This is a genomic window from Pseudomonas siliginis, from assembly GCF_019145195.1.
In the GTDB taxonomy this organism is placed as follows: Bacteria; Pseudomonadota; Gammaproteobacteria; order Pseudomonadales; family Pseudomonadaceae; genus Aquipseudomonas; species Aquipseudomonas siliginis.
This window is the reverse complement of record NZ_JAHSTW010000002.1, coordinates 404,527-425,618: the sequence shown is the minus strand read 5'-3', so window position 1 is coordinate 425,618 and position 21,092 is coordinate 404,527. Positions and strand designations below refer to the sequence as shown.

The following is a 21,092-nucleotide window of genomic DNA, read 5'->3' as shown; positions in this document are numbered from 1 at the left end:
CGGCGCTTGGCAGGCTTTGCACAAAGGGATAAAAAGGATGGGTGGCATGATTAATACTCATCCTGAATCGTCCTGCCGAATTGGCTGTATCCCCGCTATTGGAGCTTTGTGTATGTCCCGACGCCTTCCGCCGTTGTATGCCCTGCGCGCATTCGAAGCGGCAGCGCGACACAGCTCGTTCACCCGCGCGGCGGAAGAACTGTCGATCACCCAGAGCGCGGTCAGTCGGCACATGCGTACTCTTGAAGAACACTTCGCCTGCCGGCTGTTTCACCGCAGCGGGCGCAATCTGCAACTGACCGAATCGGCGCGGCTGCTGCTACCCGGTATCCGCGAAGGCTTCGCCGCCCTCGAGCGCGCCTGCAATACCTTGCGCGCCGAGGACGACATCCTGCGCATGAAAGCGCCATCGACCCTGACCATGCGTTGGCTGCTGGCGCGGTTGAGTCGCTTCCGCCATTTGCAGCCGGGCAATGAGGTGCAACTGACCAGCGCATGGATGGATATCGATTCGGTGGACTTCAACAATGAACCGTTCGATTGCGCGGTGTTGCTCAGTGACGGGCATTTCCCGCCGGACTGGGAAGCGAGCCTGCTGTTTCCCGAGGAATTGATCCCGGTCGGCGCGCCGAACCTGCTCAATGATCAACCTTGGGACGTAGCGCGTCTGGCAGCTGCTGAACTGCTGCACCCGACCCCGGATCGCCGCGACTGGCGCAGTTGGCTGGAGCGCATGGGCCTGTCCGATCAGGTTTCGCTCAAGGGCGGGCAAGTGTTCGATACGCTGGAGCTGGGCATGATCGCGGCGGCGCGCGGCTATGGCGTTTCGATGGGGGATCTGTTGATGGTTGCCGAAGATGTTGCGCAAGGGCGCTTGAGCCTGCCGTGGCCAACGGCCGTCGCCAGTGGCCTGAATTATTACCTGGTCTGGCCAAAGCCGCGCCCGGGAGGTGAACGTTTGCGCCGCCTCAGCGATTTTCTCCAAGGCGAAGTCCGCGCCATGCAATTGCCGGCGGTAGAGCGCTTGAGCTGAAACGTTCGAGCCGGCACAATGCCACTACTGCGCCATACCCACGCAATCCGCTCAAGTATTCGGTTTTACCGCCGACTACGAGCATGTGGAACCGTCGTGCCGGTTCCGCGTTACACCCCACTATTAGAATATTTTCCGGGCAATTACCGCGATCAAGGAGGATTCGGTGGCTCGGCCAGGAGCTGTTCATGTCTCAACCTCGTGCTCGGATCGCCTCGCAGCTGGGTCTTGCCCTTGCTGTGATACTGGCGATAGTCATCAGCGGCAGTACGGTGTTCGCCTTGCGTTCGCTGGATTCCGCCAACCTCGCCACCCGTGAAGAGCATCTGGCCAGTGAGGCCCGGCTGCTGGCCGATCAGTTGAGTACCTTCCACGGTACGCTGCGCGAAAGCACCCTGCGCCTGAGCGGGCTGTTCGAAAAGCGCTTCGGCAGTGGTTTGAGTGTGCACCCCGATCAGCCAGTGACCGTGGCCGGCGTGCAGACCCCGGGCCTGCACCTGGGTAACGAAGTGCTGAACAACAACTTCAAGGAAGTTGACGAGTTCAAGCAGATGACCGCCGGTGTGGCCACGGTATTCGTGCGCAGCGGCGAAGACTTCATTCGCGTCAGCACCAACGTCAGCAAGCAGGACGGCACCCGTGCCATCGGCACCGTGCTCGATCATGCCAACCCGGCCTACGCGAAGTTGATGGCGGGGCAGAGTTATGTCGGCCGCTCGTTGCTGTTCGAGCGCTACTACATGTCGCAGTACACCCCGGTGCGCGATGCGGGCGGCAAGATCATCGCCGTGCTGTACGTCGGCTTCGACTACACCGACGCGCAGAACGCGCAGTTCGCCAATCTCAAGCGCTTCCGCATTGGCAAGACCGGCTCGCTGGCGCTGCTCGACGAGCAGAACAAATGGCTGGTGCCGATTGCCGGCGTCGAAAACCTGGATCAAGCCGCCCCGACCATCAACAACCTGGTGAAAACCCCGGGCAAGGGTGAGTTCTGGAGCGACAAGGGCGAGGACTTCTACAGCATCGCCGTGCCGTTCGAAGGTGGCCCGTGGTCGGTGGTGGCGAGCATGCCGAAAGCCGAGATCCGCGCGGTGACCTGGAGCGTCGGTACGCAACTGGCGATCGGCAGCCTGCTGGCGATGTTGCTCGCGGTCGGTTCCGTGGTCTGGCTGCTGCGCAGCAAACTCGCACCGCTGGGCGATCTGGTGCGTCAGGCCGAAGCCTTGGGCGCGGGTGATCTGAGTGTGCGGCTGAACGTATCGAGCCACGATGAAATCGGTCAGCTGTCCCGCGCGTTCAACCAGATGAGCCAGGCGCTGTCGACCATGGTCGAGCACATCCGCCGCGCTTCGGAAGAGGTCAACAGCCGTGCGCAGGCGCTGTCCGGTTTGTCCGGCGGTGCGTATGAGGGCATGGAGCAGCAGTCGGGCGAAATCACCAGCATGGCCGGCGCCGTGGAAGAGTTCAGCGCGACGTCGTTGAACATCGCCGACAACATGGGCGCGACCCAGCGCCTGGCGCAGGAAAACGCTCAGCAGACGCAGATTGGCCGCAGCTCGATGGAAGAAGCGTCGTCGTCGCTGGAGCAGATCGCCGGTGCGCTGAACAGCACCGCCAGTGTGATCAACACGCTGGGGCAGCGCTCTCAGGAAATCGGCGGCATTGTTGGCGTGATCACCTCGATCGCCGAGCAGACCAACCTGTTGGCACTCAACGCTGCCATCGAAGCCGCGCGTGCCGGTGAGCAGGGTCGCGGTTTTGCCGTGGTCGCGGACGAAGTGCGCAGCCTCGCCTCGCGTACCCGTCAGGCGACCGACGAAATCTCCAGCATGATCCACAGCATTCAGCAGGAAACCGGCAACGCGATCAGCACCATGGAACAGGGCAATGTGCTGATGCAGGAAGGCCTGTCGCGCAACGCCAATGTCGCCTCGGCGCTGGCGCGGATCGACGAGCAGAGCCGTTCGGCAGGCCAGCAGTTCGCCGCGATCACCACCGCCACTCAGGAGCAGAGCAGCACTGCGACGTTGCTGAGCAGCAATTTGCAGAGCATCGCCTTGGCCAACAGCGAGCAGCGTGAGGTGGTGTCGAACCTGGCTGTCACCGCTAAAGAGCTGGAGAAGCTGGCGGCGGATCTGCGTTCCGAGGTTGACCGCTTCCGTTGATGCATCTTTGAAACAGCTATCGCGAGCAGGCTCGCTCCCACAGTAGTCGGCGAAATTCACAAATATTGTGAAGGCCCGATGTCCCTGTGGGAGCGAGCCTGCTCGCGAATGCTTTTCTCCCACCTCTTTTTTGGACTTGCTGAAACGTTTCCGCAGCGCTATAAAAATGGCACAACTCCAATAAAGGCTGCTGCCATGACCCCGCTCAAACTCCTCGTCGCCCTCGGCGCATTCTCTGCCGCTTCTCACGCCATGGCCTGGGACTATGTCCTGCTCGACGCCAATACTCCGGCAAAAAACTGGACGATCACCAGCGAGCAACTTGGTGTAAAAACCGCTAAACCGTTCTCCGTGACCCTGCGTACTCTGCATGGCGGTCGTCAGGAGGGCGTCAGCATCGTCGACATCGATAACGGCACGATGAAACTCTCGGTGGTGCCGACCCGTGGCATGAACGTGTTGCAGGCCTCGGTGGGCGACGTGCGCATGGGCTGGGATTCGCCGGTCAAGGACGTGGTCAACCCAGCGTTCATCGAGCTCAACGGTCGCGGTGGTCTGGGCTGGCTGGAAGGCTTCAATGAGCTGGTCACCCGTTGCGGTTACGAGTGGGTTGGCCATCCCGGCATGGACAACGGCGAACTGCTGAACCTGCACGGTCGCGCCGCCAACATCCCGGCCAGCACCGTCACCCTGCACATCGATGAAAAGCCGCCGTATGCCATTACGCTGCGTGGCGAGCTGAAAGAACAGGCATTCAAGAAAGTCGATTTCTCGGTAGCGACCGAACTGGTCACCGAACCGGGCAGCGCCAGCTTCGCCCTTAACGACACTCTGACCAACAACGGCGACTATGCGAAGGAATATCAGGCGCTGTATCACAGCAATTTCAGCACACCGTTTCTTGAGCAAGGGGCAAAATTCGCTGCGCCGGTGAAGCAGGTGTCGCCGTTCAACGACAAGGCCAAGGGAGATCTGCCCGACTGGCAGACCTATCGCGGGCCAACCAAGGACTACGACGAAACTGTCTACAACGTCGTGCCGTATGCGGACGCCAAGGGTGACACCCTCACCGTGCTGCACAACAAGGCCGGTAGCCTCGGCGTATCCGTTGGCTTCAACACTCAGCAGTTGCCAGTTTTTTCGCTGTGGAAAAACACCGACACCCAAGGGCAGGGCTACGTCACCGGGCTGGAGCCGGGAACCAGTTTTTCCTACAACCGTCGCTATCAGCGGCCGTTGAATCTGGTGCCGACCATAGCCCCAAAAGAACATAAACAGTTCCAGATCAGCTACAGCCTCCTCGCGGACAAGGTGGCTGTGGATAAAGCTTTGAAGCGCGTGACCGAGATTCAGGCCGGGCGCGACACCGAAGTGCGCCAGACGCCGCTGGTTGATCTGACCGAGCATTAAGGTGCCGCCGGCCGGTATTGCAGTGCCTCGGCCAGATGCTCGCGGGTAATCGCATCGACCTGTTCAAGATCCGCCAGGGTGCGCGCGACCTTGAGCAGGCGATGCGCCGAGCGCAGCGACAGGATCAGTCGCTCGCAGGCCGCCTCCAGCCATTTCTCGTCAGCTGTGGATAACTTGCAGTGACGCTTGAGCCCCGGCAGATCGAGAAACGCATTGGCACAGCCCTGACGTTTCTGCTGGCGCTCCCGCGCTTCCGCCACCAACGCCGCAGCGCTGGCGCTGTTTTCGCCTGGCTTGGCTGCCGGATTCAACGCGGTTGCCTCCCGCGCGACGGTCAGGTGCAGATCAATCCGGTCGAGTAGCGGCCCTGACAGTTTGTTGCGATAGCGCTGGACCATGTCCGGTGTGCACGAGCACTTGCCGCTGGGTTCGCCAAGATATCCACAGGGACACGGATTCATCGCTGCCACCAATTGAAACCGTGCGGGGAAACGCACGCGATCCTTGGCCCGAGCGATGACGATATGCCCGGACTCCAACGGCTCGCGCAGCACTTCCAGAACCTTGCGATCAAACTCCGGCAACTCATCGAGAAACAGTACGCCATGGTGGGCGAGGGTGATTTCGCCGGGTTGCGGTTTCGAGCTGCCACCGACCAATGCCGGCCCTGAAGCCGAATGGTGCGGTTGCCTGAACGGCCGCTGCGGCCAGTGAGTCAAGGGAACCCCGCTGGCGACCGATTGAATCGCTGCCACTTCCAGCGCCTCGCATTCGGATAGCGGCGGCAATAATCCTGGCAGACGACTGGCCAGCAGCGTCTTTCCGGTTCCCGGAGGCCCGCTGAACAACAAATTGTGAGCTCCCGCTGCGGCAATCAGCAGTGCGCGTTTGGCGGCTGTCTGCCCCTGCACTTCGTTGAGGTCGGGATAGGGCTTGGCAGCGTGCATCAAACCATCGGAAACGTATGGCTCGACCGGCGTGTGCCCATTGAAATGCGCCACCGCTTCCAGCAAATGATCGACCGCAAACACCTTGAGGCCCGAGGCCAGGCACGCCTCTTCCGCATTCGCTCGAGGCACCACCAACGCCCGCCCGGCCTTGCGCGCCGCCAGTGCCGCCGGCAGCACGCCCCGCACCGGCCGCACGGCACCCGACAGCGCCAACTCACCCAGACATTCCACCTCATCCAGGGTCAGACAGGGCACCTGCACACTGGCCGACAAAATCCCCAAGGCAATCGCCAGATCGAAGCGCCCGCCATCCTTGGGCAGATCCGCCGGCGCCAGATTCAAGGTGATCCGCCGCGCCGGAAATTGCAGTCCGGAGTTGATGATCGCGCTGCGTACGCGATCCTTGCTCTCCTTCACCGCCGCTTCAGGCAGGCCGACCATGGTCAGCGACGGCAGACCGTTGGCCAGATGGACTTCGACGGTAACAGCGGGGGCTTCCACGCCAATCTGGGCGCGACTGTGGACAATGGAGAGGGACATGGTCGTTCCTTGAGCTGAATCGGGGAGCCGCTTCCTGCGGGTTTTTGAAGGGTAGTCTGAGGAAAGAGCGTTGGTCGGACAGTTTTAAGGGCGAACTTTCACTGGATGTTGCTGAAGGCACTAATCCTCAGGCATAAAAAAACCGCCTGTCAGGCGGTCATTTTTGCGGTACTCAGGTTCCACCGCCGGCGAGCCAACCATCGGGCTCCATTTCCTTGCCATAGGTCGCGGCTACTTTCAGAAAATGCCGCTGACTGGCTGAAACTCTGTCCGGCAATCCGAGTGCCCCGGTACCCGGTTTGGACACCCGTGCCGGTTGGGTTTTCTGCTTCTTCTGCTTCATAAACACCTCACGTGCCGGGATGCTTGATTCGATCTTATTGGTCGTCCAATGGAAAGACAAGGCGACCGGTTGTATCAAAATAAAATCCCAGCGTTTGATAGTAAGGGATGGCGCCTGAGTCTGGCTCTTGTACTTCGATTTGCGTGCACCCCAGCTTCCGGGCGTAGAACTCTGTTGTCAGCAATGCCATCGGAGCGATCCAGCCCCGCAAGGTATTTGTCTTGCAGGTGTGTCCCTGCAAAAGGACGATTTTCATGCAGATCGTGCTTCTTCGCGGCGTTGCGTAGCACAGTCCGCACAGTTCTTCTTCGTACCAGAACGCCAAGTCCAGCCCTTTTGCATCTTTGGTCTTCCAGTCCAAAACAGCGTCCCAGGGATACCCAACGGGGCCGGTCCACTGGTGGAACGCGTTGATTGCTATTGGAGTTATCGGGTCGATCCTGAGTGATAGAGCATCAACTCCAGCTGCCAGGGCTTCTGGGTCCATGGACATTGTTTGATGTGCAAGTTTGCGCGATTCAGATTTGAGTGTCTGATTTCGAAGCTCGGTACCTTTGCCTTTTCTTCGCATCGTCTTGTTCTGTCGGGATCAATATGCAGACGATATCGAAGGCATTGATGCTTACGTAATCAGACGTAGGGGACGGTCCTCGTAGGACTGTGCTTGCGTTATTGAAGGACGTTGGAGTTGGCCAGTTCAGGGTGTGAGAGGGCGGAGAGGCAATACTTTATACCGGCATGGATGAGGGTTGTGCGCTGCTCTCGATCGTAATGAGCTTTGACTCCTGAGCGGTACTGAAGGATCCTCATGCTCGAGGACTGCAACTGCGCATTCGTCGGGACTGGGCACCAGTAAAAGCTCACCCGCATTTTTGGCAGCAGAGAAAGCTGGTTTCTCTGAAGTAGTGACGACGGGCCAGCTCGTCGGATTCTGAACCCAAGGCCTTAAAGTCGGGAGCTAAAGAATCGCTGCGACTACTCCTCCGAACACAAAAAGGCGTCCTATGGACGCCTTTTTTATCTTTCACTCAGGGCCTTCTTCCGGCCAGCGCGCCGCTTGGCTCAAGCGCAGGCACATATGTAACAGCAACTTCAAAAAATCGCCGTTGGTTGGCTGCCATATTCCCAGCCAAACGGAGTGCTTCGAGGTGCAAATCAACAATCTGAAATAGCTTTTCCTTCCTCTTCTTATCATTCACAGATACTTCCATCTTGATGGGCGTATTTCGTTTGCCAATGTAATGACATGCGTAAGGGCTGCGTAACTGGGCGCAGACGCTGATGTTTGTAGGGCCATGCCCTAATATTTGTAGGACGCTGGCGAAAGGGATGTGAAGGTCTTGTATCCGGGAGTCGGATGCTCCAGTTTGGCCACTTAACGCAGCCTCTGGAGGCGAAAAATGGACCGCAATGGTATGCGCCCGATTCATCCGGGCGAGGTTCTGAATAAGGAATTCATGGAGCCGTTGAGCATGACCGTCATGGATCTGGCCATGCCCACGAAATGGCCCGAAAGCGAGATCGAAGAGCTTGTGAAATGCCAGCTCAGGATCTGCACCGATCTGGCAATCAGCCTTGCCACTCATCTCAACACTACGCCTGAGTTCTGGATGAATCTCCAATCGACTTACGATTTGCGCAGGGCCCAGCTCCGGCATGCGGGCTTATAGCGATTGCAGCATCCGCGAAGCCCTTTTCCACCATGGCCCTGCCCGGGTCGCCAAACCCGCTGCTGAACATTCAGCATCAGATGAGCTTAGAAACCTGGGCTTTTTGGCGCAATCGGACGGCGGTCATAAAGGTTGTAGGACGTTGCGGGGATGGTTGAAGGGCTGAATATCAAAAGATCGCAGCCTTCGGCAGCTCCTACAGGGGACGCGAATTATTCAGCGGGCGGTGTCAGCTTCGCTTCCATCTCGGCGATTTTGGCTTCGAGGCTTTCGAGGCGGGCGCGAGTACGCGCCAGCACTACCATCTGACTGTCGAACTCTTCCCGGCTGACCAGATCGAGTTTGCTGAAGGCACTTTGCAGGAGCATTTTGAACTGGCTTTCGATTTCGGCTTTCGGCAGCGGGGTATCGCCGCTGAACAGGCGGGAGGCGGTGCCGCTCAGGGCGTCGAGGAAGTCTTTGGGCGCGAGCATGGGAAATGTCCTGGAAACAATGGTCGGCAGTGTATCACGCAGTGTCTATAGTCAATCCCGTTGCACGGATGCACGCTTTTCGCGCAGGGGGACGGACGGTGGCGCACCGTTGTTGTGCGTATCGGCAAAAGCTTTTCTGCCCGAGCGCGTGCAACAGGGGCCAAGCGATTGAAATGCAGGGTTTTTGCCGAGCTGGCAAGGTTTCTGCTTAGTCACCCTCGACCCATGCACTGATGCAGTCGCTGTGACGAATGCAGTGCGGCAGACGAAGCGGGGAGTTTCGTCTGATGCGGTTAGCTGGCGTCAACGATGCGTTACAAAGCCAGGCACTGCGCTTAGACTTGAGACGGGTTTGTTTTCCTGGGGCAAGTCCACCAATTCGGGAGAGAGTTTCATGAAGCTAGTCACTGCCATCATCAAGCCGTTCAAGTTGGACGACGTGCGCGAGTCGCTGTCCGAAATCGGCGTGCAGGGCATTACCGTTACTGAAGTCAAAGGCTTCGGCCGGCAGAAGGGTCACACCGAGCTGTATCGCGGCGCGGAATATGTGGTCGATTTTCTGCCCAAGGTGAAAATCGACGTGGCCATCGACGACAAGGATCTGGATCGGGTTATCGAGGCGATAACCAAAGCGGCCAACACCGGCAAGATCGGTGACGGCAAGATCTTCGTGGTCAATCTGGAACAGGCGATCCGCATCCGTACCGGCGAAACCGATACCGACGCGATCTAAGCGCTGCCACAAACCCAACGCCCCAGGAGAAAACAATATGACTCTGCGTAAATTCGCAGGGCTAGGCGCCCTGTTGTCCATCGTAATGCCCGGCATCGCCATGGCGGCAGACGAAGTGGCAGCGCCAGTCCTCAATTCCGGCGACACCGCCTGGATGCTCACCTCGACAGCGCTCGTGCTGTTCATGACCATCCCCGGCCTGGCGCTGTTCTACGGCGGTATGGTTCGCTCGAAAAACATTCTTTCCGTGCTGATGCAGTGCTTCGCCATTACCGGTCTGATCAGCATCCTGTGGGTCATTTATGGCTACAGCATTGCCTTCGACACCACCGGCATGGAGCAGGGCGTCGTCAACTTCAATTCGTTCTTCGGCGGCATGGGCAAGGCGTTCCTCGCCGGCGTCACGCCTTCGAGCATCACCGGCCCGGCGGCGCTGTTCCCTGAAGCGGTGTTCATCACCTTCCAGATGACCTTCGCGATCATCACCCCGGCGCTGATCGTCGGTGCGTTCGCCGAGCGCATGAAGTTCTCCGCGATGCTGATCTTCATGGGCATCTGGTTCACGCTGGTTTATGCACCGATCGCGCACATGGTCTGGTCCGGTAACGGCGGCCTGATGTGGGACTGGGGCGTGCTCGACTTCGCCGGTGGCACCGTGGTGCACATCAACGCCGGTATCGCCGGTCTGGTCGCGTGCCTGGTACTGGGCAAGCGTAAAGGCTTCCCGACCACACCAATGGCTCCGCATAACCTCGGCTACACGCTGATGGGCGCGGCGATGCTGTGGGTCGGCTGGTTCGGCTTCAACGCTGGTTCCGCTGCTGCCGCCAACGGCACTGCCGGTATGGCCATGCTGGTTACTCAGATCGCCACCGCCGCTGCGGCACTGGGCTGGATGTTTGCCGAGTGGGTCACCCACGGCAAGCCAAGCGCACTGGGCATTGCTTCGGGCGTGGTCGCCGGTCTGGTCGCGATCACTCCGGCCGCTGGCACCGTAGGGCCGATGGGTGCACTGGTGATCGGTCTGGCCGCAGGCGTGGTGTGCTTCTTCTGCGCCACCACCCTGAAACGCAAACTCGGCTATGACGATTCCCTGGACGCCTTCGGCGTGCACGGCATCGGCGGTATCCTCGGCGCGATCCTCACCGGTGTGTTTGCCGCACCGGCACTGGGCGGCTTCGGCACCGTGACCGACATCGGCGCGCAGGTCTGGATTCAGATCAAAGGCGTTGGCTTCACGGTGATCTACACCGCGATCGTCACTTTCATCATCCTCAAGGTGCTGGACGCCGTCATGGGTCTGCGCGTAACCGAGGAAGAAGAGTCGGTCGGCCTCGATCTGGCACAACACAACGAACGCGGCTACAACCTGTAAGTACGCGCGATAAAAAAACTGCCCGGTTCGCCGGGCATTTTTTTGTCCGGGATTTGTCATTCAAGGTGCGGCTGAAAGGATTTTTCTTACGGCTTTGGTCGTCTTTACGACGAGGCTTTTTCTGCGGGCAATCGCTTACATCGCTGCAGGAATATTAGGGCCTTTGTTTTTTTTCAGAGCACGCTAGAATGCGCCCCGAACGAGCGGAGAACTGTATGTGGCAACAGACTCTGATAACCCTGCGGGCAAGGCCCCGGGGCTTTCATCTGGTGACGGACGAGTTGCTCGCAGGCTTGCCTGAACTCAAGACCTGTCGGGTCGGTCTGTTGCATTTGTGGCTGCAGCACACGTCGGCATCGTTGACCATCAACGAGAACGCCGATCCGGCAGTTCGTCGCGACTTCGAACGATTTTTCAATCGCCTGATCCCACAAGGAACAGACGGCTACGAGCACAACGACGAAGGCCCGGATGATCTCCCGGCGCACTTCAAGGCCAGCGTGCTCGGTTGCCAGATCAGTCTGCCGGTTGCGGCAGGGCGGCTGGCACTGGGTACCTGGCAAGGGATTTATCTGGGCGAGCACCGTGATCGTGGCGGTGCCCGTAAAGTCCTCGCCACCTTGCACGGTGAACAGGCATGAGCCGCTGCCGGGCAGCGGCAGAAGATTTTTCAACGGCGGCTTCGACAGTCGCCAAAGCTGGTCTATAACTAATCTGCTTTTGGCAAGTCATGAGGTAGAACATGAGCGACGATGATCTGGAAAACGACGACCTCGAAGTAGGCGACGAAGACGAGGCCGAGGAAGGCCTGGAAGCGGCAGCGGAAGACGTTGCCGAAGACGATGGCGGTGACGACACGCCGGCCCCGGCTGCCAAAGGCAAAGCCAAGGCTGCGGTCTCGGTCGACGAGTTGCCGAGCATCGAAGCCAAGAACAAGGAGCGTGACGCCCTGGCCAAGGCCATGGAAGAATTCCTTGCGCGCGGCGGCAAGGTGCAGGAAGTGGAGGCCAACGTGGTCGCCGATCCGCCCAAGAAGCCGGACAACAAGTACGGCAGCCGCCCTATCTGAGGCGCGTCGCTCGCTTGCTGAAAAAGCCCGCCGTCGCTGCGGGCTTTTTCATGCCTGGAATAAATGCGTTGAAAACAAATGCAGTCCCCTGTGGCAGCGAGCCTGCTCGCGAAGAGGGCATGTCAGCCGACATACATGTTGAATGACACACCGCATTCGCGAGCAGGCTCGCTCCCACAGGGCTGTAGATCAATTCGAGGAAGCATTCCAGCGGGAGAGCACGGCGGGCAATTCGGTCAGGCTGCGAATTTCCGCATCCGGCAAGCGCTCCGCCTCCCAGACCTTGCCTGTCGGGTTGAACCACACTGCGCGCAAGCCCGCCTGCTGCGCCCCGGCGATGTCATCGCCGGGATGATCGCCGATATGCACGGCGGTTTCAGCCGTGGCGCCACCGCGCTGCAACGCTTCATGAAACAGCCGCGCATCCGGTTTGGCGATGCCGATGTCTTCGGCGCACAAGGCGAACTTGAAGTAATCCGCCAGCCCCAGCCGGCGCACGTCGGCATTGCCGTTGGTGACCACGCCGAGGGCATAGTGATTGGCGAGCAGCTCCAGCAGCGGCTCGACTTCCGGGAACACCTCGATCTGATGCCGCGCATGCAGGAACACTTCAAAAGCCTTGTCAGCCAGCTCCGAGGCCTCGCCGTGGGCATATCCGGCTTCTTCCAGCGCATGGAACAGCACACGTCGGCGCAGCGCGCTGATGCGGTGTTTGAGGCCCGGTTCGCCCGCCAGCACACGCTCGCGAATCGACCACAAATGCTCCACCGGCACCGCGCCCAGGTTCGACGCATGCTCGCTCAGCCATTCGCGCAACACGGTTTCGGCGCTGGCGATCACCGGAGCGGTGTCCCACAGGGTGTCGTCGAGGTCGAAGGTGATCAACTGAATGCTCATGAATCATCGCCTTTCATGCGTTTGGCCCGGGGATGGGCGCTGTCGTAGACCGCCGCCAGATGCTGGAAGTCGAGGTGGGTATAGATCTGCGTGGTTTTGATATCGGAGTGACCGAGCAATTCCTGCACCGCGCGCAAGTCCTGCGAGGACTCGAGCAAATGGCTGGCGAACGAGTGCCGCAGCATGTGCGGATGCAGGTTCTGCCCCAGTTCGCGCTCGCCAGCGAGTTTGACCCGCACCTGAATCGCGCGCGGGCCAAGGCGTCGGCCTTGCTGGCTGACAAAAACCGCATCGTCGGCAGGATTGGTCATGGCGCGTAGCGGCAGCCATTGTTCGAGGGCTTCGCGGGCCTTGGCGCCAACCGGCAACAGCCGGGTCTTGCTGCCCTTGCCGAGCACCTGAACCATGCCGTCGGCAAGATCGAGTTGATCGAGATTGAGCCCGGTCAGCTCGGACAGGCGCAGGCCAGAGGAATAGAACAGTTCCAGAATCGCCTGATCACGCCGGGCGAGAAAATCGTCCTCCACCGCACCTTCCAGCAGCTGCAATGCGCGATCGGTATCAAGGGTTTTCGGCAGGCGTCGTTCGCCTTTCGGTGGGGCCAGACCGGTGGCCGGGTCGTGGTCACACAGGCCTTCGCGATTCAAGTAGTGATAGAGCCCGCGCACCGCTGAGAGCAGGCGGGCGAGGCTGCGCGAGGACTGGCCTTGCGCATGCAACCGGGCGATCAGGCTGCGCAGGCGCTGGATATCCAGCGCGGCCCAGCTGCCGATGTTCTGCTTGATGCACCAGCCGAGGACTTTATCGAGGTCGCGGCGATAAGCCGACAGGGTGTGCGGCGACACCTGTCGCTCACTGCGCAGATGTTCGCAGTAAGCGTCCAGTTGTCGTTCCATGGTCAGCGTACCGAGCGCAGCGAGCTGTTGACCCGTGGCAGCACGCGGCCCATGACCTCGGCGATGTAGCTCAGGAACAGGGTGCCGACCGAGCTCTTGTAGTGCTGCGGGTCACGGCTGGCGATGGCCAGAATGCCGTGAATGCCCTGATGGCTGACGGCAACCACGGCGGTCGAGCCGATCTGCTGGCGCTGTTCTTCGCCGAAGAGGAAGTCCAGCTCATGTTCACGCAGGCTGCCGCTGACGCTTTTGCCTTCGGTGAGCAGGCCACCGATCGCGGTTTGCGCGTCGGCGTGAGTCACCCAGCGGCCGACCGGGGCCGGGTTGTCGCCGAGCAGGATCAGGCTGACGAAGGGCACCTGGAAATCCTGACGCAGGCTGTCTTCAACGCTGATGACCACGTCTTCCAGGGTCGATGCATCCATCAGCGCGAGGATCAGGCGGCGGGTCTTTTCGAACAGGCGATCGTTGTCGCGGGCCACGTCCATCAGATGCGAAAGGCGATGGCGCATCTCGATATTGCGATCGCGCAGGATGGTCATCTGCCGCTCGACCAGCGACACGGTGTCGCCGCGTCGGTGCGGAATGCGCAACGACGGCAGCAGTTCTTCGTGCTCGACGAAGAAGTCCGGATGAGCCTCCAGGTAGGCGGCAACCGCGGCTGCCTCAAGGCTCTCGGACGCTGATTCGTCGACTGGTCGGGCGGGTACCTGTGGCTTGTCGGTCATGATTTCTGCTCGCTCAAAGACGCACTTGTCCTTCGTATACACGCACTGCCGGACCGGTCATCAACACCGGCTCGCCCGGGCCGGCCCACTCGATGGACAGACGCCCGCCGGGCAGGTCGATCAACAGCGGCGAATCCATCCACCCCTGACTGATGGCCGCCACCGCCGCCGCACAGGCGCCGGTGCCGCAGGCCTGGGTTTCCCCGGCGCCGCGTTCCCAAACACGCAGTTGCGCGCGATGGCGGTCGATGACCTGAAGGAAGCCGACATTGACCCGCGCCGGGAAGCGCGGATGGTGTTCGATCTTCGGCCCCAGTTCATGCACCGGTGCGCTGTTGATGTCGTCCACGCGGATCACCGCATGGGGATTGCCCATCGACACGGCGGCCAGCTCGACCGTGGTGCCATCGACTTCCAGCTGATAGCTGCTGGCCTGGGCTGGCGCCTGGAATGGAATGTCCGCCGGCACCAGGCGCGGCGCGCCCATGTTGACGCCGATCTGGCCGTCGTTACGCACGTCCAGTTCAATGATGCCGCCCTTGGTCTCGACGCGGATCTGCCGCTTGGCAGTCAGACGTTTGTCGAGCACGAAGCGGGCGAAGCAGCGCGCACCGTTGCCGCATTGCTCCACTTCCGAGCCGTCGGAGTTGAAGATCCGGTAGCGGAAATCCACATCCGGGTTGCTCGGCGCTTCGACGATCAGCAACTGGTCGAAACCGATCCCGGTGTGGCGGTCGCCCCATTGCTTGGCGTGTTTGGGCTGAATGTGCGCGTGCTGGCTGACCAGGTCGAGGACCATGAAGTCGTTGCCCAGGCCGTGCATTTTGGTAAAACGCAGCAGCATGGGTTACTCCGGCAGCAGGCTTTCGCCGGCAAACAGCTCGGCCACGGTTTCGCGGCGACGCACTTCAAAAACCTGATCACCATCCACCAACACCTCGGCAGCACGGCCGCGAGTGTTGTAGTTGGAGCTCATGACGAAACCGTAGGCACCGGCCGAATGCACTGCCAGCAGATCGCCTTCTTCCAGCGCCAGCTCGCGGTCCTTGGCGAGGAAGTCGCCGGTTTCGCAGATCGGGCCGACGATGTCGTACTTGCGTGCAGCGCTGTCGCGCGGTTTCACCGCCGTGACGTCCATCCACGCCTGATACAGCGCTGGACGGATGAGGTCGTTCATCGCCGCGTCGACGATGGCGAAATCCTTGTGCTCGGTGTGCTTGAGGTATTCGACCTGCGTCAGCAACACGCCGCCATTGGCAACGATGAAGCGACCCGGTTCGAACACCAGCGCCAGATCACGCCCGTCGAGACGCTCGCGCACGGCTTTGATGTAGTCGGCAGCCAGCGGCGGCTCTTCATCGCGATAACGCACGCCCAGGCCACCACCGAGATCGATGTGGCGCAGGTGAATGCCGCAATCGCCCAGACGGTCGACCAGATCGAGCAAGCGATCGAGGGCGTCAATGAATGGCGGCAGGGTGGTCAGTTGCGAACCGATGTGGCAGTCGACACCGACTACTTCCAGGTTCGGCAGATGCGCGGCGCGCACGTACACGTCTTCGGCATCGGCAATGGCGATGCCGAACTTGTTCTCTTTCAGACCGGTGGAAATGTACGGATGGGTGCCGGCATCGACGTCCGGGTTCACGCGTAGCGAAACGGGGGCGCGAACACCCAGCTCGGCGGCGACCACTTGCAGGCGCTCAAGCTCATCGGTGGACTCGACGTTGAAGCAGTGCACGCCGACTTCGAGCGCGCGGCGCATGTCGTCACGGGTCTTGCCGACGCCGGAGAAAACGATCTTGTCGGCGCTGCCACCTGCGGCCAGTACACGTTCCAGCTCGCCACGGGAAACGATGTCGAAACCGGCGCCGAGACGGGCCAGGACATTCAGTACACCGAGGTTGGAGTTGGCTTTGACCGCGAAGCAGACCAGATGCGGCATACCGGCCAGCGCATCGGCGTAGGCCAGATACTGCGCTTCGATGTGCGCGCGCGAGTAGACATAGGTGGGCGTGCCGAAGCGGTCGGCGATGGCGGACAGCGCCACACCTTCCGCGAACAGCTCCCCGCCACGGTAGTTAAAAGCGTCCATGGCGATCCCTTAGTAAACGTCGTGCTTGTGAGCCTTGGATGGCTGCTTCTGCGAAGACTGGGCTTGTTCGGCCGGGTCCTGGTCGTCATCCGGCAGGTACAGCGGGCCTTTTTGACCACAGGCCGAAACGAGGCAGGCAACCGCGACGAGCGCAGCAAGGGAAGAGATCAGGCGCTTCATGGCGAAATCCTTGAAAATGCGTTAATTGCGCCGGAGTATACCGGCCACCCGGCAGCTTGCCTATGCGAGGGGGGGGCCGTCCGGCGGGGCTCCCGTGATGCGCATCATCCCTGTGGGAGCGAGCCTGCTCGCGAAGGCGTCGGCAAATTCAACAGGCTCGTTGCCTGACACACCGCTTTCGCGAGCAGGCTCGCTCCCACGGGGGCGGTGCTGGATGGGCCGACAGGTGCTTGGTCGTTAATCTTTGCAATCGGCCGGCAGCGTCCGTATCTTTCGGCGCTTGAGCCTGATCAGACATTTTTGAGGTTGCCGCAATGAGTTTGTCCGAAGCCCGTTTCCACGATCTGGTCGATGAAACCCAGGAAAAACTGGAAGACATATTTGACGAAAGCGATCTGGACATCGATCTGGAAAGCTCGGCCGGAGTGCTGACGGTCAAATTCGAAAACGGCAGCCAGTTGATCTTCAGCCGCCAGGAGCCATTGCGTCAGCTGTGGCTGGCGGCCGTGTCCGGTGGTTTCCACTTCGACTACGACGAAGAGAGCGAGCGCTGGATGTGCGACAAGAGCGAAGAGCAATTGGGCGAAATGCTTCAGCGCCTCGTCAAGCAGCAGGCTGGCGCCGAATTCGATTTCGAAGGTCTGTGATTCGTGACGGATGCAGCGCCTGTTCGCCCGCCGAAACCGCTCTACAGCAACGTCAGCCCGGCGGTGCCTTCGCCGTGCACCGGCGTATGCCGACTGGACGAACAGAAAGTCTGTCTCGGCTGCGCGCGCCACGTCGAGGACATTCGCGAATGGCGTTCGGCGGATGATCAGCGGCGCCGGGTGATTTGCCAGCAGGCTACCGCACGAAAATCCCAAGCCTGTTGATATCGTGGCGAGGGGATTTATCCCCGTTGGGTCGCGTAGCGGCCCCAAAATCTATACGGCTGCTGCGCAGCCGAACGGGGATAAATCCCCTCGCCACAAGGGTTTCACCCAGGCAAAAAAGGGCGTGACTTGTATATTTTTTGAGCTGTGATAGTGTCCGCGAACGCCTCAAACCACCGAGGCACGGTGAAAACCCCGTCTTTTTTGGCGGGGTTTTGCTTTTTTTGTGCAGAAGAAAGGAGTCTGCCTGGATCATGACCGCACCTTCCATCACCCTTACCCGTCTGGACGTGCAACGTCTGGAGCGCCTGATCGACAGCCTGAGCGACAAAGACCAGGCTGCGCCGGGCGTGATTGCGCTGCAAACCGAGCTGGACCGCGCCGATACCGTGGTCGGCCACGATGAAGTGCCCGCCGATGTCGTGACCATGAATTCCCGCGTGCATTGCCGCGAAGAAGGCAGCGGCAAGGATTACCACCTGACGCTGGTCTATCCCAAGGACGCCAACGCCGACGAAGGCAAGATTTCCATTCTCGCGCCGGTCGGCAGTGCGCTGCTGGGCCTGAAGGTCGGTCAGCATATCGATTGGCCGGCGCCGGGCGGCAAATCGCTGAAACTGACCTTGCTGGAAGTGGAATCGCAACCGGTCAACGGCGGCGCCTTTCCCGAATAAATCCCCGCTTCAAACCTGTTCGAGCGCTTCATTCAACGAGCGCTCCAGGTCCGCCTTGTAGCGCAGATACAGATTGCTTGAACTGTGCCCGTCACCGAGCAGACCCGACAGGTCGAGGTCGGTGATGTAGCAGCGATAACGCTCGGTCTCGCGGCGCTGCTCGACGATCTCCCGGGCGACCACGCTGAACAACTGGTCGCCATGCTCCAGCTCGCTGAATTCGCGCTGATTGCAATACAGGGTGACCTGCACTTCGCCGGGTGCGGCTTTGCCGATGATTGCCTGCACATCGTAGAACGGTTTGTTCACCGGCGTCTGCGGTGCCGGGCGGGTTTCGACCCTGCGCGAGCGCCCCGGGCCTGACGGCAACAGCTGGTAATACAAAGTCTCGGGGCTGCCCGCAGGGCCACCGTCCATCGGCAATTGCGCTTCACGGCGGTACTGGATCGATTGCAGAAAACGCTGCAGCGGCACCAGCAGACTCTGCTCGTCGTGGTACGGCAGCTGCTGTTGCCACAGCGCATTGAATTCATCCAGCACGTACAGCTCGGCCTGCTGTTCGCTGATGCGATAGAACACCTGAATGCACTCCGGCTGACCCATCGGCAGGATCAGCGCGAGGTCGTGATCTTCCAGCGCCATCGGGTCGAGGTGCAGCGGGCTGTAGCGCGGTTGTTCTTCGCCAAGATAATCGAGCAGCGCCGGCAGGGTGGCGAGGGCGACATGGTTGACCTGACCCGGCACCAGCTCCAGCACGTGATAGTGCTGCTGCACCTGAATCAGGTAGCGGTGATTCAGCTCGCTGAGCAACAGGGTCTGCGCGGTGTCGACGATTTCCTCGACGCGGCGGGCAATGAATTGCGCGCGGTTGTGGCAGAAGCAGCGCACTTTCAGCGACGGCTGCACAGGGCCGCGCGGCAGGTTGTTGAGGTAATCGCGCAGGCAGTCGAGCAGCGCATGCGGGCCGTCGAAACGATTGACCAGCACTTCGTTCCAGCTGTTGAGCGTGACCTGATCGAGGGTCAGCACCAGATTCTCGCGCACGCCGGCATAGCTCAGCGAGTCGGTGCGTTCGGTGGTCATCAAAATGTTCAGATCACGGTGATGCTTGAGCGGGTCGACGCCGACGTTGATCAATAGCAGCACTTCGCTGGGCACAGCGGCGCGCAGCAACGCCTCTTCGGCCACGGTGGGCAAGGGCAGGGCGATGCACTGCTGCAGGCTGCCAAGCAGGTTGAACAGCTCGAACTCGCTCAAGTCGCTGGTGCCCGGATGCAGGGCCAGGCGCGTGCTGCTGTCGATCACGCCGTTGCGGTGGCACCAGGTCAGCAGTTCGAGCAGCTCGCGACTGCGCTTGATCGGCGCGAAATGTTCCCACTCCAGCGCCGTCAGGCTGCCGTTGTACAGGCCCCACTGGGTCTGCCCCGGCTCTTTATTGTTCGGCGACTGCACCAGGGTCAGGGTGTCTTCGGCCACGTCCGGGGCAATGCCCGGATTGATGAACTCGACCTTGTCGGCCTTGCGCTCGAATGCCGCGTAGAGTCGACGGCCGAGCACATTGAGGTCGCGCTTGTTGATCAGGCTGACGGTCTGTTCGCTGCGGGCGAACTGGGTCAGGAAGCGATAGCTGTAGTTGAGTTCGTTGACCAGTGCGCGGCGCTCGGCGCTGACCTGGCGGACTTTCCACTGACTGCGGCTGTCGAGCAGCGCCAGTTGCCGCTGATCCCAGTGCCACTCGCCAGCCAGGCGTTCGAGCAGTGCGCGTTGCCAGCCTTGGCTGCGGCTGTTGCCGGTGAGCTTGCGGTTGACTTTCAGATACAGCGCGCGACGCACCAGTTCAAGACGCTCCGGTTCGTTGCGGGCGATCAGGTATTCCTCGATACGCCGGTACACGACCATGTACGGGTCAAGCTCATCGAGATCGAGCTGATTGGCGAACACGGCTTTCTTGAAGCGCAGGCTCAGGCACTGAACGTGCGGGTGTTCACTGGCGTACACCTCGGTCAGCAGCAGTTTGAGCACTGACTTGTAGGGCGATTCGATGCCTTTGAACAACTGCCACAATCCGGCGCCGATGAATTCCCCGGGCGGAATGGTCGCCATCGGCCCGAGATCGAGGGTTTCGTCGGCGCGAATAAAGCGTTTGGACAGCAGGGTGTGGGTGTAAGCGTCGTAGGCCGTTTCTTCATAGACCGGCACCAACCACCAGATCGGCGTGCGCCCGGCCAGCCAGATCGCCGTGCGATAAAACTCGTCGAGCAGCAGATAGTGCTGGGTGCTGCCGCAGTTGTCCGAACTGAGCTTGGAATCGCGTTCGCCTTTGACGAAGCGCGCCGGGTCGATCAGGAAGAAATGCGCTTCGGCACCCTGGCTCGCAGCCCAGGCTTCCAGCAATTGGCACTTCTTGCTCAGCTCGGCGAGCTCGCTTTCGCTCAGGTCCGGCCCATGGCAGACCCACACGTCCATGTCGCTCTGATCGGCCTGGGCCAGTGTGCCGAGGCTGCCCATCAGGAACAGGCCGTGGATCGGTCGCGGCGGGTTACTGCCATGGCGCGGCCTGTAAGAGAACGAGCGAGTCAGGCGCTGCGCCTCGGTCAGCGCATTGGCGTCCGGCTCATAATTCGAGAGCCCGGCCGGCGTACTGCCCGAGACATAGCCGGGCAGCAATGGATGATTGACGTGAAAGAACAGCGGCAACAGCGTCAACACGCTTTGCTGGCGCGTCGACAAGCCTTCGAGAGCGCGGCCGAGGCGGCCTTCATTGAGTTTGAGAAAACGTGCGCGCAGTTGGCTGAGTACCTTGCGGTCGATGCCTTCGTCCAGGTCGGGGCGGATTTCGTGGGTGCGGGTCATGTCAGCTCAAACCGGCTTGCGGGCTCGGACGTAGAGGGTCTCGGAATGGCCGCAGTTTAGCCGCTGCGCGGCAGGACGTTTAAGCTGAATTTGTTTTTTGACGTCAGTTTTTATCGACAGCGATCGGGCGGGCCCG

The 21,092-nt window shown here is 60.7% G+C and carries 23 protein-coding genes; 11 read left to right on the top strand and 12 right to left on the bottom strand.

Annotated features, from left to right (window positions below; translation table 11 throughout):
* Positions 1–112: 112 nt before the first annotated feature.
* The 3 genes from KVG87_RS05810 (at position 113) to KVG87_RS05800 (ending at position 4,608) form a co-directional block, all read left to right on the top strand.
* Positions 113–1,033, top strand: a complete 921-nt coding sequence (locus KVG87_RS05810; RefSeq protein WP_016772577.1) for a LysR substrate-binding domain-containing protein — start codon at positions 113–115, stop codon at positions 1,031–1,033.
* Between the two features lie 188 nt (positions 1,034–1,221).
* A complete protein-coding gene (locus KVG87_RS05805) occupies positions 1,222–3,198 on the top strand; it encodes a methyl-accepting chemotaxis protein (RefSeq protein WP_016772578.1) in 1,977 nt (658 codons plus the stop codon).
* Positions 3,199–3,393: 195 nt separating this feature from the next.
* On the top strand, positions 3,394–4,608 hold the full coding sequence (locus KVG87_RS05800) for an aldose 1-epimerase family protein (RefSeq protein ID WP_217849713.1): 1,215 nt from the start codon (positions 3,394–3,396) through the stop codon (positions 4,606–4,608).
* On the opposite strand, the gene KVG87_RS05795 is transcribed toward KVG87_RS05800, so the two are convergent.
* From KVG87_RS05795 to KVG87_RS05780, 4 genes are all read right to left on the bottom strand, one after another.
* On the bottom strand, positions 4,605–6,098 hold the full coding sequence (locus tag KVG87_RS05795; protein WP_217849711.1) for a YifB family Mg chelatase-like AAA ATPase: 1,494 nt from the start codon (positions 6,096–6,098) through the stop codon (positions 4,605–4,607). The genes KVG87_RS05800 and KVG87_RS05795 overlap by 4 nt on opposite strands.
* Before the next feature lie 172 nt (positions 6,099–6,270).
* Positions 6,271–6,441, bottom strand: a complete 171-nt coding sequence (locus KVG87_RS05790) for a hypothetical protein (RefSeq protein ID WP_185015296.1) — start codon at positions 6,439–6,441, stop codon at positions 6,271–6,273.
* A 34-nt stretch (positions 6,442–6,475) separates the two neighbouring features.
* Positions 6,476–6,928: an N-acetyltransferase gene (locus tag KVG87_RS05785; protein ID WP_367616671.1), complete on the bottom strand. Its 453-nt coding sequence runs from the start codon at positions 6,926–6,928 to the stop codon at positions 6,476–6,478.
* 541 nt (positions 6,929–7,469) lie between these two features.
* Entirely contained in the window at positions 7,470–7,640 is a 171-nt protein-coding gene (locus KVG87_RS05780) for a hypothetical protein (protein WP_217849706.1), read from the bottom strand.
* A gap of 201 nt (positions 7,641–7,841) precedes the next feature.
* Here KVG87_RS05780 and KVG87_RS05775 point away from each other — a divergent pair, with 201 nt between their 5' ends.
* On the top strand, positions 7,842–8,111 hold the full coding sequence (locus KVG87_RS05775; protein ID WP_123441812.1) for a HigA family addiction module antitoxin: 270 nt from the start codon (positions 7,842–7,844) through the stop codon (positions 8,109–8,111).
* Between the two features lie 212 nt (positions 8,112–8,323).
* Here the strand turns inward: KVG87_RS05775 and KVG87_RS05770 are convergent, their stop codons facing one another.
* Positions 8,324–8,584, bottom strand: a complete 261-nt coding sequence (locus KVG87_RS05770) for an accessory factor UbiK family protein (RefSeq protein WP_003229419.1) — start codon at positions 8,582–8,584, stop codon at positions 8,324–8,326.
* Between the two features lie 394 nt (positions 8,585–8,978).
* Here KVG87_RS05770 and glnK point away from each other — a divergent pair, with 394 nt between their 5' ends.
* From glnK to sutA, 4 genes are all read left to right on the top strand, one after another.
* Positions 8,979–9,317 (top strand): P-II family nitrogen regulator, encoded by a 339-nt coding sequence (gene glnK / locus KVG87_RS05765; protein WP_002555808.1) that lies wholly within the window; start codon positions 8,979–8,981, stop codon positions 9,315–9,317.
* Between the two features lie 37 nt (positions 9,318–9,354).
* A complete protein-coding gene (locus KVG87_RS05760; RefSeq protein WP_041476939.1) occupies positions 9,355–10,692 on the top strand; it encodes an ammonium transporter in 1,338 nt (445 codons plus the stop codon).
* A 215-nt stretch (positions 10,693–10,907) separates the two neighbouring features.
* Positions 10,908–11,333, top strand: a complete 426-nt coding sequence (locus KVG87_RS05755; protein ID WP_217849704.1) for a secondary thiamine-phosphate synthase enzyme YjbQ — start codon at positions 10,908–10,910, stop codon at positions 11,331–11,333.
* Between the two features lie 101 nt (positions 11,334–11,434).
* Positions 11,435–11,761: a dormancy-specific transcriptional regulator SutA gene (gene sutA, locus KVG87_RS05750; protein WP_016772583.1), complete on the top strand. Its 327-nt coding sequence runs from the start codon at positions 11,435–11,437 to the stop codon at positions 11,759–11,761.
* Between the two features lie 189 nt (positions 11,762–11,950).
* On the opposite strand, the gene KVG87_RS05745 is transcribed toward sutA, so the two are convergent.
* The 6 genes from KVG87_RS05745 to lptM are packed head-to-tail and all read right to left on the bottom strand — an operon-like array spanning position 11,951 to position 16,557.
* The gene (locus KVG87_RS05745; protein ID WP_076564527.1) at positions 11,951–12,658 is read right to left on the bottom strand and encodes an HAD family hydrolase; all 708 of its coding nucleotides are present in this window, start codon (positions 12,656–12,658) and stop codon (positions 11,951–11,953) included.
* The gene (xerC, locus tag KVG87_RS05740; protein WP_217849701.1) at positions 12,655–13,554 is read right to left on the bottom strand and encodes a tyrosine recombinase XerC; all 900 of its coding nucleotides are present in this window, start codon (positions 13,552–13,554) and stop codon (positions 12,655–12,657) included. The genes KVG87_RS05745 and xerC overlap by 4 nt, the downstream gene beginning before the upstream one ends.
* A gap of 2 nt (positions 13,555–13,556) precedes the next feature.
* Complete coding sequence (locus KVG87_RS05735) at positions 13,557–14,282, bottom strand: DUF484 family protein (RefSeq protein ID WP_024014772.1); 726 nt, start codon at positions 14,280–14,282, stop codon at positions 13,557–13,559.
* Between the two features lie 13 nt (positions 14,283–14,295).
* Complete coding sequence (gene dapF / locus KVG87_RS05730) at positions 14,296–15,126, bottom strand: diaminopimelate epimerase (RefSeq protein WP_041476933.1); 831 nt, start codon at positions 15,124–15,126, stop codon at positions 14,296–14,298.
* Positions 15,127–15,129: 3 nt separating this feature from the next.
* Complete coding sequence (gene lysA, locus KVG87_RS05725; RefSeq protein ID WP_056791636.1) at positions 15,130–16,377, bottom strand: diaminopimelate decarboxylase; 1,248 nt, start codon at positions 16,375–16,377, stop codon at positions 15,130–15,132.
* Positions 16,378–16,386: 9 nt separating this feature from the next.
* Entirely contained in the window at positions 16,387–16,557 is a 171-nt protein-coding gene (gene lptM, locus KVG87_RS05720) for an LPS translocon maturation chaperone LptM (RefSeq protein WP_016772589.1), read from the bottom strand.
* Positions 16,558–16,871: 314 nt separating this feature from the next.
* Between lptM and cyaY the strand changes: the two genes are divergently transcribed.
* From cyaY to rnk, 3 genes are all read left to right on the top strand, one after another.
* Positions 16,872–17,204 carry an iron donor protein CyaY gene (cyaY, locus tag KVG87_RS05715; protein WP_041476930.1) on the top strand — a complete coding sequence of 111 codons (333 nt, stop codon included), beginning with the start codon at positions 16,872–16,874 and terminating at the stop codon, positions 17,202–17,204.
* A gap of 3 nt (positions 17,205–17,207) precedes the next feature.
* Entirely contained in the window at positions 17,208–17,429 is a 222-nt protein-coding gene (locus KVG87_RS05710) for a DUF1289 domain-containing protein (RefSeq protein WP_076564524.1), read from the top strand.
* 254 nt (positions 17,430–17,683) lie between these two features.
* Positions 17,684–18,103 carry a nucleoside diphosphate kinase regulator gene (gene rnk, locus KVG87_RS05705; protein WP_024014769.1) on the top strand — a complete coding sequence of 140 codons (420 nt, stop codon included), beginning with the start codon at positions 17,684–17,686 and terminating at the stop codon, positions 18,101–18,103.
* 9 nt (positions 18,104–18,112) lie between these two features.
* Here the strand turns inward: rnk and KVG87_RS05700 are convergent, their stop codons facing one another.
* Positions 18,113–20,956 (bottom strand): class I adenylate cyclase, encoded by a 2,844-nt coding sequence (locus KVG87_RS05700; protein ID WP_217849699.1) that lies wholly within the window; start codon positions 20,954–20,956, stop codon positions 18,113–18,115.
* Positions 20,957–21,092: the final 136 nt, after the last annotated feature.

Coding starts and splice junctions, on each gene's coding strand:
- KVG87_RS05810 (WP_016772577.1), top strand. CDS start 113: ATGTCCCGACGCCTTCCGCCGTTGTATGCCCTGCGCGCATTCGAAGCG.
- KVG87_RS05805 (WP_016772578.1), top strand. CDS start 1,222: ATGTCTCAACCTCGTGCTCGGATCGCCTCGCAGCTGGGTCTTGCCCTT.
- KVG87_RS05800 (WP_217849713.1), top strand. CDS start 3,394: ATGACCCCGCTCAAACTCCTCGTCGCCCTCGGCGCATTCTCTGCCGCT.
- KVG87_RS05795 (WP_217849711.1), bottom strand. CDS start 6,098: ATGTCCCTCTCCATTGTCCACAGTCGCGCCCAGATTGGCGTGGAAGCC.
- KVG87_RS05790 (WP_185015296.1), bottom strand. CDS start 6,441: ATGAAGCAGAAGAAGCAGAAAACCCAACCGGCACGGGTGTCCAAACCG.
- KVG87_RS05785 (WP_367616671.1), bottom strand. CDS start 6,928: ATGGACCCAGAAGCCCTGGCAGCTGGAGTTGATGCTCTATCACTCAGG.
- KVG87_RS05775 (WP_123441812.1), top strand. CDS start 7,842: ATGGACCGCAATGGTATGCGCCCGATTCATCCGGGCGAGGTTCTGAAT.
- KVG87_RS05770 (WP_003229419.1), bottom strand. CDS start 8,584: ATGCTCGCGCCCAAAGACTTCCTCGACGCCCTGAGCGGCACCGCCTCC.
- glnK (WP_002555808.1), top strand. CDS start 8,979: ATGAAGCTAGTCACTGCCATCATCAAGCCGTTCAAGTTGGACGACGTG.
- KVG87_RS05760 (WP_041476939.1), top strand. CDS start 9,355: ATGACTCTGCGTAAATTCGCAGGGCTAGGCGCCCTGTTGTCCATCGTA.
- KVG87_RS05755 (WP_217849704.1), top strand. CDS start 10,908: ATGTGGCAACAGACTCTGATAACCCTGCGGGCAAGGCCCCGGGGCTTT.
- sutA (WP_016772583.1), top strand. CDS start 11,435: ATGAGCGACGATGATCTGGAAAACGACGACCTCGAAGTAGGCGACGAA.
- KVG87_RS05745 (WP_076564527.1), bottom strand. CDS start 12,658: ATGAGCATTCAGTTGATCACCTTCGACCTCGACGACACCCTGTGGGAC.
- xerC (WP_217849701.1), bottom strand. CDS start 13,554: ATGGAACGACAACTGGACGCTTACTGCGAACATCTGCGCAGTGAGCGA.
- KVG87_RS05735 (WP_024014772.1), bottom strand. CDS start 14,282: ATGACCGACAAGCCACAGGTACCCGCCCGACCAGTCGACGAATCAGCG.
- dapF (WP_041476933.1), bottom strand. CDS start 15,126: ATGCTGCTGCGTTTTACCAAAATGCACGGCCTGGGCAACGACTTCATG.
- lysA (WP_056791636.1), bottom strand. CDS start 16,377: ATGGACGCTTTTAACTACCGTGGCGGGGAGCTGTTCGCGGAAGGTGTG.
- lptM (WP_016772589.1), bottom strand. CDS start 16,557: ATGAAGCGCCTGATCTCTTCCCTTGCTGCGCTCGTCGCGGTTGCCTGC.
- cyaY (WP_041476930.1), top strand. CDS start 16,872: ATGAGTTTGTCCGAAGCCCGTTTCCACGATCTGGTCGATGAAACCCAG.
- rnk (WP_024014769.1), top strand. CDS start 17,684: ATGACCGCACCTTCCATCACCCTTACCCGTCTGGACGTGCAACGTCTG.
- KVG87_RS05700 (WP_217849699.1), bottom strand. CDS start 20,956: ATGACCCGCACCCACGAAATCCGCCCCGACCTGGACGAAGGCATCGAC.